This is a genomic window from Litchfieldia stipae, assembly GCF_014837155.1.
Classification (GTDB): domain Bacteria; phylum Bacillota; class Bacilli; order Bacillales; family Bacillaceae_L; genus Litchfieldia.
The window spans coordinates 106,148-120,660 of the sequence record NZ_JACYHA010000007.1; the positions used below are offsets into that span (position 1 = coordinate 106,148).

The window sequence follows — 14,513 nt, forward strand, 5'->3', positions numbered from 1 at the left end:
GTTAACATGAAGAAACGTACTTTATTCACGGCTGTCTTATTGTCTTGTGGTTTGCTTGCGGGCTGTAATGGTGATGATGAAAATGTAACTGATGTGCCGGAAAATGCACCGGTCGAGCAAAATACAACGACGAACCAAGAAGACACGACACAAACGGAAGATCAGGCTTTCAATTTCACACATTTTGATTTAGACGTAGAGTATAGTGGCAATCAAGAATATGATGTTGATTATGAAAATGAACGCAATGGAATGGAAGCTGAAATCAAAGATGAGCGTACAAATACTCAGTCAAAAGGCGATGAAGCTTTTGCGACATTGCAACCTATATTCGAAAACCTAACTTTTGATCAGCTGACCACAGAAGATGAAGTGATTTCAGAAGTGATGAGCGCCTTTAATTTAGGTGAGGATTTTGAAAAGTTTGAGTTAGAGGTTCGCTTCAGTGATGGGACGCAGAAGGAGTACAAACAGCGACCATAACATATTATTTGTGAAATCGGACTTTTTCGGGGACGGAGAGGCGTATTTGCCATGCTCAATCTTAATAAATTGGCTTATCGCGTCTCTTTCCTTGTAAAATAACCGAATATTTTCCCCTTAAATTCAAAAATACACCAATTTCCCTTAAAATAACGGAACATTTTTCGGTTATTTTGCTAAAAGAAGCATATGTTGCCTTGTTTTGCACTGTTAACCGGAATTTCTTCCCTTATTCCGCCTCCTCAAGCGACTGCTTCTTCCAATAAGCGAAAATTCTCCCCTTATTGCACACGACAAATAAAAAAAACATGGCCACTGACCATGCTTTAGTTATTCTTTATCTTTTACCACTAAGTCAATAATATGCTGCCATGTTGATTTGTCGAGTGCCTCTGTTGGTTCTCCGTTACCGATGACACTGTAGCCGACGATGACTCCAACTACGGCACTTAAGACAATTAGTCCTATAATAATGAGAAGACGTAGCCAGATTGGGATCAAGCGAAGACGAACAAGTCGTTTCATTCGAACTGGTTTTTCTTCTACAATATTTGTTTCTTCTTCTTTTCGCTGTTTCCGATGATCAGCGCGAGTTTTTACTTGAGAATTATCGAGTTCATTTGTCACTGCTGAGTTCACCTTACCTTTAGCGTATTCCATTCACTAGCCCCATCATTTGATCTGCTAATGAGATTGATTTTGCATTGAATTGATATGATCTTTGAGTGAGCATAAGTTCTGACATTTCACTGGCCATATCAACATTTGATTGTTCAAGTGCGCCTTGTGTGATCCCAATTTCAGCACGTGCTTGTCCAACTAGTTGCATCATCACTTCGTTTTCCTCAAGGCCTAATGCCGCGAAATTCGGCAGTCCAAACAGGTTATTTCCTTTTGCTTCGAGAAGCTGGGGCTTGTTCACCTGTACAACAGATAATTCAAAGTTCTGAGTTTGTCCATCCTGACCGGTCACAGTGATTCTGCCATCAGTAGAAATCGTAAGGTCCTTGAATTGATCTAAGAACACAATTAGCTCACCATCAGAGTCCAACACCGGATGCCCTTCAGAAGTAACCAGTGAAACCTGATTTGTGCCATTGTTCAGTGGTGATAGATACAGTGCACCGTCTCTTGTTAGGCTTGGAACCTGGATGCCGTTGTCCTCAACTAATACTTGTAGGAACTGCCCTTCTTTTGTAAAAGCAAGGTCTAGTGGACGATCGGTTTGTTGAATCGATCCTTGTGTTAGGTTAAGACTAGTTTGTCCAAGTTTCGCTCCTACACCCTGTCTAATTCCAGCAGGTGTGAGACGACCAACTGCATCTGCCTGAGATTGGTTGTTATTGAATTGTTGGAACAAGAGCTCACTGAATTGGACATCGCGCTTTTTGTAGCCGTTTGTGTTGATGTTGGCTAGGTTATGGCCGATATTGTCCAATTGCTTCTGAAGCTGTGTCATTGTATTTGTTGCAGTAATCATTGAACGATTCACGATTTTTCCTCCTGAGGAATCCTTTTGTTCATTCGACTATCTATAATTAAGATTATTTTCGCATAAAATGTTGCTGCTGTTGAAGCCGCAGTCTGAATACACGGGGACTCACGCATCCCACGGGAGTCTTAAGTGTATTCAGTCTGCTATACCTCATTTTCAATATATTTATGTCTTAAGAAAACAGTCTAGATAAATTAGCGCAGACGACCAATTTCGTTTACGGCTTTTTCCATGCTTTGGTCATAAGCTTGAAGGATTTTTTGGTTCGCTTCGAATGAGCGGTAGGCTGTCATCATGTCTGTCATCGCTTGAGCTACATCGACGTTCGATCTCTCGAGGTACCCTTGCTTGACTTCAAAGCTGACGTTTTGATCATTGCCTATGAATGCCATTTCACCGTTTTCAGTTGCTGCGAATAATCCATTTCCTTCTTTTACTAGATTATTAGAGTTTTGTGAAAAAGAAAGCCCTAATGTGTTCACTTCGACACCATTTTCCAAAATGGCTCCGTTTGGAGACACAGTAAATTGTTCACCTTGGAGTTGAATTCGATTGCCGTTTTCATTTAGGACATAGTAGCCTTCATTTGTCGTAAGGTAGCCTGCCCCATCAAGGGTGAAGTTCCCGTTACGTGTATAACGAAGGTCTCCAGCCGCATTTTCAACGGTAAAGAAAATCGAGCCACCCTCTGGCATCTGTCCATTAATGATCGCCATATCCACGCTTCTTCCGGTTTCACGAATGTCACCTTGTGTAAATAATGGCATCGCTTCTTGCATGTATACGCCCGAATTCATGCTACCAATAGTCGTTGAGGTTGTTCTCTTACTACCTAGTGAGGCATTATTCGATTCCATTCTTTGTAAAAGCAGTTCAGGGAAGGCTTTTAATGAGGATTGGTCAGCTTTGAATCCTGGTGTATTTGCATTTGCAATATTATTCGTTAACATTTCGGTACGTCGCTGCTGTGCGAGCATACCTGAAGCTGCAGTATAAAAACCTCTTAGCAACGGTACCACCTCTTATTTTATATGCCCAGGTTCATCCTGCGCATTAATTTTCATATTGATAATTGCTTCACTTAAGTCCCGCGAGCCCACGTGATGCCATTTGGACATCACGCGGATTTTCGCCTATTACCATTGTAGTTGAAAGCCCTCACGAACAAAAGTAGTAATGTTTGCTAATATCGCTATTCTTAGGAAATAAGGACCAGTCTTATGATGACAAGGTCCTTGTAGGCTAAATTAATTTTCTGTTTGAGATACGATCTAGGTTCTCTAGCATGATTCCTGTACCAATCGCTACACATTCCATTGGATTTTCTGCGATGAGAACTGGTACTTTCAGCTCATCAGCAAGTAGTTGATCAATACCGTGTAACAGTGCGCCGCCGCCTGTTAAGATCACTCCACGGTCAATGATGTCAGCTGACAGCTCAGGTGGTGTACGTTCTAGCACGCTTTTTGAAGCTTGTACAATAACAGCCACTGATTCACGTAATGCTTTTTCAATTTCGTTCGAGCGCACCGTGATTGTTCTTGGCAAGCCAGTGACCATATCTCTTCCGCGGATATCAATTTCCTCTTGACGCGCGCCTGGGAATACAGTTGCTACCTTGATTTTGATGTCTTCAGCTGTTCTTTCACCGATCAATAGCTTGTACTCTCTTTTAATGTAGCTTAGGATCTCAGCATCGAACTTGTCCCCTGCCATTTTAATAGAAGAGGCGGTGACAATATCGCCCATTGATAACACGGCAACATCTGTCGTTCCACCGCCTATATCTACTACCATATTTCCACTTGGTTGAAAGATATCCATGCCTGCACCAATGGCAGCTACCTTTGGTTCTTCCTCTAAAAAGATTTTTTTCCCACCACTTTTTTCAGCAGCCTCACGAATCGCTTTTTGCTCAACAGACGTAATGTTTGTTGGACAGCAAATCAAAATACGTGGTTTTGATAAAAATCCTTTTACATTTAGCTTGTTAATAAAGTGTTTCAGCATTGCTTCTGTTACATCAAAATCTGCAATGACGCCATCCTTTAATGGTCGAATCGCAACAATATTCCCAGGAGTACGTCCAACCATGCGTCTCGCTTCTTCCCCGACCGCAAGTACTCTCCCATTGTTTCTGTCAATTGCTACAACAGACGGTTCATTTAATACAATTCCTTTTCCCTTTACATGGATCAGCACGTTTGCGGTCCCTAGATCAATTCCTATATCCCTAGCTAACATCGTGTTACTTTCCTCCTTGCATCTCTCTGGCCAATGCACATTATTTTCCTAATTATATATTGTATCATAATCTTAAAAATAATAGGTGTTTTTGTAAAAAAATAATGTGGAATTTTGTCGACCAGACAAGAAAGGCATACGAAAGACCTATTGCTTTACGATTTCCTCCTCTACATCTTCTCTTTTATATTTCAATTTCGTCGCTTCTCCCCCACGTAAATGGCGGATCGATTTATGATAATCGAGAATTTCTTTCACTTCATTTGCTAGTTCGGGATTAATTTCTGGAAGTCTCTCAGTTAAGTCTTTGTGGACAGTACTTTTGGAAACACCAAACTCCTTCGCAATCACGCGAACTGTTTTCTTTGTCTCCACGATATACTTTCCAATCTTGATAGTACGCTCTTTGATGTAATCGTGCACACTACTCGCCCTCCCTATATGGATGTGAGAAGTGTGAAATGAGACTCGCTCATGCTTCAACGATAAGTATCTTAGATAATCGCTCTTGCAGGATGCATTGCTAAATCTTCGAAGATGTATATACGATCCCTCACCTCAAACACTCTCTTTGTTAGGTTTGTAACATTTTATTAGCTTGGTTGAGGGATTATGCTAACAAAGTCAAGAGGGACAAGGGTTTTATTTGAATTTTTTCAAAAATAGTACAAAACATCGTGCCGGACACCCTTGCGTGAACCCTTATCCTTGTAGGGTCGGCATTCATTTTGTTTCAAAAAAATCACAATTGGTTGTCATATAAATATATTTACTTTTTTTTCAAATTTCTTAATCCAACAATTGTTAAACACGTCGTTAAGCCGATAAAAAAAGTATACGCATTCACGTAGATTGTATTCGTATATTGGTTGAACCAACCAAATCTATATATTCTCGAATCGGGAACATCTGGGCCACCACCAAGTTGGGTGATTAATTCTTGAGTGAATTGAATTTCTTCTATAATGCAAACGATCAGTATTAGGGTAGCAGCGCCAATGAATAAATAGACGAATCGGTTGTTCTTCGTTTTTAACAATTGATTCACTTCTTTCCACACAAGATATAGAAGTCCTGTGTACGTAAAAAGGACAATAGGAAGAAGTAGGATCGCGATGTTTCCGTTTCCTGAAATCGTATCTGGAGGGATGGTCAAAATTCTTATTAAGTAAACGCCACCCATGCTCATGAAAAAATACATAGGGATGAACCACTTCGGTTTCATTCTATGGTAGTAAAGGATTGGCAGGAGTCCAGCGACAAATGAAATGAGTATGACGATAATAAATATCTCCATATGCTCCCCTCCTTAGAATAAACTGGTCCGAATCTGACTGTCCGTTTCCTGCAATAGTTCACCCCATGTTTGATAACCTCTTTGTTTAAAAAGCTGGAGTAGCTCGATAAATAAGTAGGCCGTCGTCAGGGAATCTCCCATCGCCGTATGTCGTTCATACATTCTCGAATTGAATGCCCTTGCGTAATTGTGAAGGTCACGCATGTCATAGGACGGAGCAATGAATCCAATCAAATCGAGAGTATCGATTGCTTGCTGTTTTTTAAATCCCAATTTATTTCGTCTAAGCTCATGCTTCAATACAAGCATATCAAACGATACATAGTGGCCAACTAAACAGACGGTTTCAAGTTGATTCACATGATTAAAGAACGCCTCAATCGCTTCAAGCGAAGTTGGTGCATTTTCGACTAAATTATCTGAAATTTTTGTTAACTTGGTTATTTCCCGAGAAATTTGTCGGTTCGGGTTCACATATGTCTGAAATTTCCCATGCTCTTGTACCTCAAGTCCATGCACTTGCACGGCTGCAATTTCAATTAAACGATCGGTCGTTGCAATGTTGAACCCCGTTGCTTCCGTATCAAACACCGTGAACTGCACATCTTCAATTCGTGTATTTAAAGAGATGTCATGCTCTAATCCAAATGGGCTTGGTTTCTTGAAAAAAATAGGGACCCTCTCCTTTCTAGGTTGAAACAGCGAATAGTTGTAGTTCTCTTATTCGTTTTAAAGCTGAGGTGAGTATTTCTTTTTCACGTGTTGATAGGTGGATGAGTTGTAGCTTGGATATTAATGGTTGATTCTGTTTGTGCTGGTTCCAACGGTGTTTGATATAAATTGAAAGTAATTCTTCAATGGATTGTTTTAGATCCTCCCCAAAAGTTGTCGATAGAGCCTTTGAATCTATTAATCTATCTATTCTTTCGAGTGGGGTACCTGATAGAATGCCATGCTTTAATGCTAGAATCTGAAGGCAATGATGCGTTGGAAACAGGACTTCTTTTTTCATATCAAGCTGTTTTCGTTGGAGGTTGAATAAGGCTCTGAGAGGTTGTTCTAGTGTTGGGACTTGATGTTCACGTTCAAGTTCTGTTAATCGATACAGTAAAATTTTACCACGTTTTAATTGGTCTGTAAGTCCCTTTTCAAAATCCTGATGGAGTTGTTGGTCACCATATATTTTTCGATATGAAAGGAAGTTTTGGGTAAGTAATAGATTCTCATTGGTGGCTTGTATCGACCAGCTGTGGATTCTTTCCTTCCAAGTGGATATATCGCCTCTCCAGTTTGGGTAATTCGACATCATTCTGCCCTTACATCTTTCATAACCAGCCAGTTCAAGTAGACGGACAATTTCGTTTGATAATTGTTCGAAATAGAGATTCGATTTGATGTTTTCATAGACTAGGAAATGATCTTGATCTGTTAGTAATACCTGCTCCGCTCGGCCACTGCTCCCCATTTGATAGAAGCAAAATGGACATGGTGGTGGAGTTCCGATTGAATCAATCGCAAGCTCAATACAGCGGTGAACAATTCGATCATTGAGCCGTGTCATGATGTCGAGTAAATGGAAAGTTGGTACATTGCCTTTAATCAAGGTTCCGAGCACATCATAGAGAGCTGGTTTGATTTTCGGTAAGGTCGTCTCCCTTGCTGTTTCTATCGTTTGGATGGTTTTCATCATGCTTTCGTTCTTTTTTCGTAGAAGGTCTGAAAGAGTCACTATCCCTACCAGTTTGTCACCGTCCATCACTGGCAAATGCTTGATTCCATGTTGTAATAGGATTGAGAGCGCATCGTAATAATAGGAAAATCGCGAAATCGTGATCGGCTTGCTTGTCATGATTTTTTCTGCGGTGATGGTTGCTGGCTGTCCTTTTGCCAGAACTCGATTGACCAGGTCACGCTCGGTGATGATTCCTCTTGGGATTGAGTCATGGGTGATGAGAACAGAACTTGTCCGATCGTTGCCCATCATCCTAGCAACCTCAGTGATCGGGGTGCTTGGGCTGGCGGTGAGGACAGGTGTAGACATCATGTCTTGCACTCTGATCACCATTGTGTCGGAATCCCCATATTGTCGAGATTGCTTGATTTGTTCAGCCAGTGAGTTGTACACATCCTTCAGTCTTCCAGCGACTTGGGTTAGAAGATAGTCGTAGATTCCTTGGTCGTCCCAGCGCTTCTTGAGGATGGTAAATGGAATCAGGATCGCTAGTACTTCCTCTGTAGCGCGAACCTCGACCATTTGCTCTGACTCCTTCCACTCTGATATACCTAAAAAGTCAGCGAGGCTTGAAAATCCAATTAATTCCCCAGCCTGAACGACTTCAAGCACCTCATGCCGGCCATTTGTTGCTTCGACATAGACCTCTGCGACACCAGAAAGCAGCAAGAGTAAACCCTCTCGCTGCTTGTTTGCTTCAAAGATTACTTGTTTGTGTTGAAAAGTTTGTTGCATACAGCCATGAAGGAGTTCAAGAGCTGTCTCCTTCTCTATATTTGTGAAGAATGGATGATTTCGAACTTTCTCGTATAGTTGTTCCATGGTTAACAATGAGTTCACCTTCTAGTTTTTGATGGTGTTTGTTGGTATGGGTGCCTGGCACCGCTAGTGGGAACACTTTTGTCCCGGGTTATGCATCATTCAACGAAGTTTGATCCGATTCCGATGAAAGAGTGACTTCATTCAACGGAAGGCTCTTAATGGCTGAAGCTTATTAATTCATTCAACGAAATCGGAGTGGAATCCCACGAACGAAGGCTATATTCCAACGAAAATTAAGCTAGATTCAACGAAAGGCTATGCCTTTCTGGAAAAGGCATATTCATTCAACGAAATCGAAGCAGAATCCCACGAACGTAGGGCATTTTCCGACGAAAATTAAGTTAGATTCAACGAAAGGCTATGCCTTTCTGGAAAAGGCATATTCATTCAACGAAATCGAAGCAGAATCCCACGAACGAAGGGCATATTCCGACGAAAAAGCAACGGAATTCAACGAAAGGCTCTTATTGGCTGTAGCATTTTGATTCATTCAACCAAATCGAAGCGGAATCCCACGAACGAAGGACATATTCCAACGAAAAAGTGACTTCATTCAACGGAAGGCACTCAATGGCTGAAGCTTATTAATTCATTCAACGAAATCGAAGTGGAATCCCACGAACGAAGGCTATATTCCAACGAAAATTAAGCTAGATTCAACGAAAGGCTATGCCTTTCTGGAAAAGGCATATTCATTCAACCAAATCAAAGCGGAATCCCACGAACGAAGGCCATATTCCAACGAAAAAGTGACTTCATTCAACGAAAGGCTCTTATTGGCTGTAGCATATCCATTCATTCAACCAAATCTGAGCAGAATCCGACGAAACTCAAGTGAAATTCAACGAACATTTGCCATAATCCAACGAAAATCCTTAACCATTCAACCAACTGCTTCCGCCTGTCTCCCGCCACCTCCTTACATCATACTGATTCATTCAACGAAATATGTGCCAAATCCACAAAAGGTGCCAGGCACCAAATCCGGGACATTATCTGTCCCGGGGGCGGAGCCTGGCACCAGCCAAACAGTTCACATCTAACTACAGATTCTCATCCTTCAACCAAACTTCCCCATCCTTGTAAGTCATTTGCTCTGGGTAGCGAAGGTCGACGACTTCGTCTTGAATTTCTTGAGACGGTGCTGCTGTTGCTAGAGATACAATCACATTCGTGATGATCGCTGCGATTGCTCCGAACACACCTGCTCCTGTGTCAATGATTCCGGCAATCGTGAAGCCACCGTATTTTGAAGCAAAGATATATGCTAGAGTGACGCCGAGTCCGACTAACAATCCGGCCATTACCCCTTTGGCATTTGAACGTTTCCACCAAACACCGAGTAAGAGTGCTGGGAAGAAGGTTCCGGATGCGAGTGCGAATGCCCAGGCAACAATTTGAGTGATTGCCCCTGGTGGGTTCAGTGCAATCAAACCAGCTAGTAAAGTTGCAATAGCAATCGTCCAACGTGCAATACTTAAGCGATTTTTTTCAGATGCATTTGGTCTTAACACGCGATAGTAGATGTCATGCGCAAATGAAGACGAGATCGCAAGCATGAGTCCACCAGCTGTTGAAAGTGCGGCTGCCATCGCTCCAGCTGCAACTAGCCCGATGACAAAGACGCCAAGGTTTGCAATTTCTGGAGTTGCCATAACTACGATGTCATTTGAAATCGTTAGCTCCTGCCATTGTAAAATTCCATCACCGTTTGCATCAGCGACTGCAAGCTTCCCTGTATTGACCCAGGTTGCGGTCCATTCTGGTAGCTCTGAAATCTTTTGTCCAACCACATTTTTCATTAAAATAAAACGAGAAAACGCAGCATAGGCTGGTGCCGATAAGTATAGTAATCCGATGAATAATAGCGCCCATGCACCTGACCAACGTGCAGCCTTCATCGTTGATACCGTGTAGAAACGAACGATTACGTGTGGAAGTCCAGCTGTCCCCGCCATTAATGTGAACATTAATGCCATGAACTGCCACTTCGTCCCATTGGTGAATGGAGCAAAGTATTCCGAGATTCCTAGTTGACGGTCTAGCTCACCCATTTCCCCGACAATTTTTCCATACGAAAGCCATGGAGCTGGGTTATTTGTGATCTGAAGCGACATGAATATAACTGGGATTAGATAGGCGATAATTAAAATGATATATTGCGCTACCTGTGTCCATGTAATCCCCTTCATACCTCCGAATGCTGCATAGAATGCAATCAGGACAACCCCGATCATCGTTCCAAGCTTTGCATCGATTTCAAATAAACGACCGATAACCACTCCAGACCCTGATAGCTGTCCGATTGAGTAAGTGAAACTTATAATGATCGTACAAATCGCTGCGATGACCCGAGCCGTGTGGCTGTTATAACGGTCGCCAATGAATTCTGGGACCGTGTAGCGACCATATTTTCTAAGCTGTGGTGCTAAAAGGAAGGTTAATAGCAGGTAACCGCCGGTCCATCCCATGATATAGGCGAGTCCATCATAGCCAAGGAGCATGATTGTTCCGGCCATCCCGATGAACGAAGCAGCACTCATCCAGTCTGCCCCAATCGCCATTCCGTTAAAAATCGGTGGGACCCCGCGACTAGCTACATAGAAATCTGATGTTGCTTTCGCCTTATTATAAATTGCAATCCCGATGTACAACGCAAACGTCGCTAAAATAATAGAAAATGAGACCAAAAATTGTGTGTCCATATTCATCCCCCTTTTACTAAAGTGATTGAATGTTCATTCATTTATTGCGGTATTAATGATCTAACACCTTACCAGAGCTAATTTGTTCATTCTTGCTTTCGTCAATCCCGTATTTGCGGTCGATGTTGTCACTCACCTTTGCGTTAATGAACAGCAGCACAATAAAGATCACGACTGCACCCTGTGCTCCCATAAAGTAATGAAATGGAAACCCATTAATTGAAAAATCACTTAGACCTTCAGCAAAAAAAACAACTCCAAATGACACGACAAACCAGATAATTAAATAGATAATGATATTTCTAGTACGCTCGCGAAAATAAGCATCCGCAATATTCTTCTCAATTTTCTTCAACTCAGGCCACCTCCACAGTATATTTTGGCGAATGGGGAAATTGGACAGTTTTGTATTAAAGCTTCATTAGGTAAGTACTCACCTCCTTAAAAAATTGGGTCCCACTATCTCAAACTAAATATAAATTTGATCGTCTCAAGAAGTGGTGCTGGAAACAAAATCACTTCAACAACAAAATACAAAAAGATGGTTAGAAATGGCAACAACAGGAGGATGGGGCGTTTCTTTTTCAAGGCTAGAAAAAGGCAGACGCCTGCAATGAGTAAGATGATGATAAAAGGAATCAAAGTCGATGGACCTCCTCTAATTAGATGGATGGCTTGTTTAAGTGAAAGCGTTATCAATTGAACATAAAAAAAGATGAGCCACGCTCGTTTTGAATTTTTATAAAATTCTATAATCTTATTTCATTATGCAGTGATAGCAGCAACTCGTCAATCACCTTTGTACAAAAAATTCCCCCATCTTTCTACAAATCTTGCAAAAGAAAGGGTGCCAGGCACCGCAAGTGGGAACGCTTTTGTCCCGCTCGGGATGCCTGGCACCAGTTATTATCCTTGTTTTTTCATATATGTTAGAATATCAAGATCTAGCTTGCCTTGTTCTAGTTCACGTGCCTCGAAGTTTTCCGTGTGAATATAGGTCGTTAGTGCTCGGTATAGGGCTTCTTCACTCGTTTCTTTAAGATAGCCTAGTCGCGTGAGCTGTTCGCTAAGCTCGGCTTGAATCGCACCAGTGATTTCTACGATGTTTTCTTGTTTTGGTGGTGCAAAGTAGAGCTGCTGTAGTTCATAGACACGAATCAATTCTTTGATTGGGTCTGGATGATCGTCTACACGGACATCGATGAAGCGGTCGTTGAAGCCAGCGTATCCGCCTTGATCTTTTACCACTAAGAGAGCTGCTGATTGCATCCCTCTGCTGTCTCCCCCAGCTTCTTGTCCAGCATCTAGTGCTTTTAGGAGGCGCTCGGCTAATGTTCCTTCAGTTTGTTCAAATGTGCGGCCCATCGCTAACACGGTTTCTTCGCCAACAAGGATATTTCCTTGTGCTGCAAAGTGTTCACCTGTGATTCCACCTGCCCAGTCATAGCATTTTGAGCCTGTGAAGGTTGCTGCATTTCCGTTCGCATCCACGATTCCTACCTGTCTGAATTCACGGTCACTATCGTCAGTCACAAGTTGGTCCAGTGTTTCCTGCGCCGTTTTCCCCGCAGCCATGAGCTCTAATCCGTTCGGTCCGTATGACGTATTCGCATAGGATTGCGTTGCGACCGCCCCTACTCCAGCTTTCGCCCAGGGCACAACCGCGCCCACTCCAAGAAACTTTGATTGAACCGCAATTCCTAACTCATTTGTCTTTGGATCAAATCCTACAATTGAAAATGTCATAAAAAAACCTCCCTGTTTATTGGATCATATCAATCTAGTACTTTAATAATAGTGGCAATCGCTTCTTCCAAATCACGGCTTGACCAGCTTGGTAGCTTCGGATTTTGAACCGCTAATTCATGTGACGCTGGAATATGAACAAATCCAGCACGAATCTTGGTACCATCGCGCTCTATTTTACGCAAAGCCGCATACATCACATTGTTGCAAAGGTACGTTCCTGCTGTGTTTGAAATCGTTGCTGGATAGTTTGCTTCATTTAACGCATCTACGAAAGCACGGATTGGAAGGGTTGAAAAATAGCCCGCTGGTCCGTCTTCAGCAATCGGTGCATCCTGAAGCTTAACCCCTTGATTATCAGCTGCCCCATCGCGACAATTGATCGCAATTCGTTCAGGTGTAATTTTCGTGCGACCTGCTGCTAGCCCTAATGAAATCACGACATCAGGTTCAACTTCATCCATGTACTGCTCCAGTTTCACCGCTGATTCAGAGAAATCTACGGGTAGCACGCGACTAACCACTTGATAATGGCCAAGAGTCTGTCCATCTAATGCCTTCACAATTACTTCCGTTGGATTGATTGGGTTGTCCAAAAAGGGAACAAATCCTGTTAATAATAATGTTTTCATTTTTGACACCTTCTTTTCTTTCAGCTATTTTCGTCAATGAAACCCGCAGCCTGAATACACTCCGCGTCCGGCGGGGCAGGTGATGAGCCTCCTCGTGCCTGTGGGGTCTCATCCTTCCTGCAAATCCCGCAGGAGTCTACGTGTATTCAACCTGCTAGAAACTATTTTTTAATAGAATTCAGGTCAGATCCCCCGAACAGGAATCTGACCTATTATTTTAAGCTAAAAATACCGCTCCATATACTAATGCCCCAACAATGACATAGGCCGGGTGCACCTTCCATTTTTCCATCAGAAGGTAGCTCGCGACAATCAAGATGATCGTCTGGACTAACCCAGCGCTAACATATGATTCTGCGAAGAAGTTATAAGCCATAATTCCAAGTAAGACTCCAATGGTTGGGCGAATGTAGTTGGTCATGCGCTTCACTTTTGGTGAGTCCTTGAACTTGTAGAGGATGCCTAATAGGCCAATCATTAGAATAAGTGACGGTGCCACAGTGGCAAAGGTAGCCACGATTGCTCCAAGTACACCAGCCTCTTGGAAGCCTATATACCCCGCCATTTTTGTTGCGATTGGACCTGGAAGTGCGTTCCCTAATGCAAGCACCTCACTAAATTCGCTAACCGTTAGCCAGCCGTAATTTGACACGACTTCATTTTCAACAAGTGGGATGGACGCTGGACCCCCACCATAACCGATGATTCCTGGAATGAAGAACGCAAGAAAGAGCTGCCAATAAATCATCACGCAGTTCCCCCTTTCTTCTCCGGTTCTTCCTTCTTATCCTTTTGCGCAAGTGCCGCGATCAAAAGCACGGCAATTAAAACACCGGGATGAATATTTAAAAATTGCAATAAGATTAAGCTGACTACACCGAAAATCACTGTTTTTAACCAGCCTAATCCCTTTTTAGCATTGTCAATAAATTGCCATGTGAGTACCGCTAGCATCACACCAACAACGGGTACGACGGCTTTTGTCATCCCACCAACCCATGCTAAATCTTTGAATGTCGCAAGCGATGTGAGGAGGATAATCATAAGCACAATGGTAGGAACGATCGATGCAACAATTGCGTTGATCATCCCCAGCACACCACCAACACGGTAACCGATGTATCCCGCCATTTTCGTCGCAATCGGACCTGGCAAGGTGTTTCCAAGTGCCAGCACATCAGCAAATTCATCATTATCCATCCATTCATAACGCTCGACAACCTCTTTGTGGACAAGCGGAATGGAGGACGGACCTCCCCCATACCCCAACATTCCCACTTTAAAAAACGCAGTAAATAGTTGTACTTGTTTCAAACCTATCAATCCTTTTCTCCTGAGGACGTCCTCAGTCACTATG

The 14,513-nt window shown here is 42.6% G+C and carries 16 protein-coding genes; 1 reads left to right on the forward strand and 15 read right to left on the reverse strand.

Annotated features, from left to right (window positions below; translation table 11 throughout):
• Positions 1 to 6: 6 nt before the first annotated feature.
• Positions 7 to 483, forward strand: coding sequence for a YusW family protein (locus F7888_RS10715; protein WP_191779270.1), 477 nt, complete (start codon positions 7 to 9; stop codon positions 481 to 483).
• 330 nt (positions 484 to 813) lie between these two features.
• Here F7888_RS10715 and F7888_RS10720 read toward each other — a convergent pair whose 3' ends face one another.
• The 15 genes from F7888_RS10720 to F7888_RS10790 form a co-directional block, all read right to left on the reverse strand.
• On the reverse strand, positions 814 to 1,143 hold the full coding sequence (locus F7888_RS10720; protein ID WP_191779272.1) for a DNA-directed RNA polymerase subunit beta: 330 nt from the start codon (positions 1,141 to 1,143) through the stop codon (positions 814 to 816).
• A complete protein-coding gene (locus F7888_RS10725; protein ID WP_191779274.1) occupies positions 1,130 to 1,975 on the reverse strand; it encodes a flagellar hook-basal body protein in 846 nt (281 codons plus the stop codon). The genes F7888_RS10720 and F7888_RS10725 overlap by 14 nt, the downstream gene beginning before the upstream one ends.
• 197 nt (positions 1,976 to 2,172) lie before the next feature.
• On the reverse strand, positions 2,173 to 2,988 hold the full coding sequence (locus F7888_RS10730) for a flagellar hook-basal body protein (RefSeq protein WP_191779276.1): 816 nt from the start codon (positions 2,986 to 2,988) through the stop codon (positions 2,173 to 2,175).
• A 232-nt stretch (positions 2,989 to 3,220) separates the two neighbouring features.
• Complete coding sequence (gene mreB / locus F7888_RS10735; RefSeq protein ID WP_191779278.1) at positions 3,221 to 4,222, reverse strand: rod shape-determining protein; 1,002 nt, start codon at positions 4,220 to 4,222, stop codon at positions 3,221 to 3,223.
• Positions 4,223 to 4,369: 147 nt separating this feature from the next.
• Complete coding sequence (gene spoIIID / locus F7888_RS10740; RefSeq protein ID WP_191779281.1) at positions 4,370 to 4,645, reverse strand: sporulation transcriptional regulator SpoIIID; 276 nt, start codon at positions 4,643 to 4,645, stop codon at positions 4,370 to 4,372.
• A 346-nt stretch (positions 4,646 to 4,991) separates the two neighbouring features.
• The gene (locus F7888_RS10745; protein WP_191779283.1) at positions 4,992 to 5,519 is read right to left on the reverse strand and encodes a hypothetical protein; all 528 of its coding nucleotides are present in this window, start codon (positions 5,517 to 5,519) and stop codon (positions 4,992 to 4,994) included.
• 12 nt (positions 5,520 to 5,531) lie between these two features.
• Positions 5,532 to 6,191 carry a 3'-5' exonuclease gene (locus tag F7888_RS10750; RefSeq protein WP_191779433.1) on the reverse strand — a complete coding sequence of 220 codons (660 nt, stop codon included), beginning with the start codon at positions 6,189 to 6,191 and terminating at the stop codon, positions 5,532 to 5,534.
• A 16-nt stretch (positions 6,192 to 6,207) separates the two neighbouring features.
• Entirely contained in the window at positions 6,208 to 8,073 is a 1,866-nt protein-coding gene (locus F7888_RS10755) for a DUF294 nucleotidyltransferase-like domain-containing protein (RefSeq protein WP_191779435.1), read from the reverse strand.
• A 1,043-nt stretch (positions 8,074 to 9,116) separates the two neighbouring features.
• On the reverse strand, positions 9,117 to 10,778 hold the full coding sequence (locus tag F7888_RS10760; protein WP_191779285.1) for a sodium:solute symporter family protein: 1,662 nt from the start codon (positions 10,776 to 10,778) through the stop codon (positions 9,117 to 9,119).
• Between the two features lie 52 nt (positions 10,779 to 10,830).
• The gene (locus F7888_RS10765) at positions 10,831 to 11,133 is read right to left on the reverse strand and encodes a DUF4212 domain-containing protein (RefSeq protein ID WP_191779287.1); all 303 of its coding nucleotides are present in this window, start codon (positions 11,131 to 11,133) and stop codon (positions 10,831 to 10,833) included.
• 104 nt (positions 11,134 to 11,237) lie between these two features.
• A complete protein-coding gene (locus F7888_RS10770) occupies positions 11,238 to 11,420 on the reverse strand; it encodes a hypothetical protein (protein ID WP_191779289.1) in 183 nt (60 codons plus the stop codon).
• 264 nt (positions 11,421 to 11,684) lie between these two features.
• Positions 11,685 to 12,524 carry a DUF1028 domain-containing protein gene (locus tag F7888_RS10775; protein WP_191779291.1) on the reverse strand — a complete coding sequence of 280 codons (840 nt, stop codon included), beginning with the start codon at positions 12,522 to 12,524 and terminating at the stop codon, positions 11,685 to 11,687.
• Positions 12,525 to 12,553: 29 nt separating this feature from the next.
• Positions 12,554 to 13,156 (reverse strand): pyroglutamyl-peptidase I, encoded by a 603-nt coding sequence (gene pcp, locus F7888_RS10780; protein WP_191779293.1) that lies wholly within the window; start codon positions 13,154 to 13,156, stop codon positions 12,554 to 12,556.
• 217 nt (positions 13,157 to 13,373) lie between these two features.
• Positions 13,374 to 13,904, reverse strand: coding sequence for a chromate transporter (locus F7888_RS10785; protein ID WP_191779295.1), 531 nt, complete (start codon positions 13,902 to 13,904; stop codon positions 13,374 to 13,376).
• Positions 13,904 to 14,470 carry a chromate transporter gene (locus F7888_RS10790; RefSeq protein ID WP_191779298.1) on the reverse strand — a complete coding sequence of 189 codons (567 nt, stop codon included), beginning with the start codon at positions 14,468 to 14,470 and terminating at the stop codon, positions 13,904 to 13,906. Before F7888_RS10790 ends, F7888_RS10785 begins: the two co-directional genes overlap by 1 nt.
• Between the last annotated feature and the right edge of the window lie 43 nt (positions 14,471 to 14,513).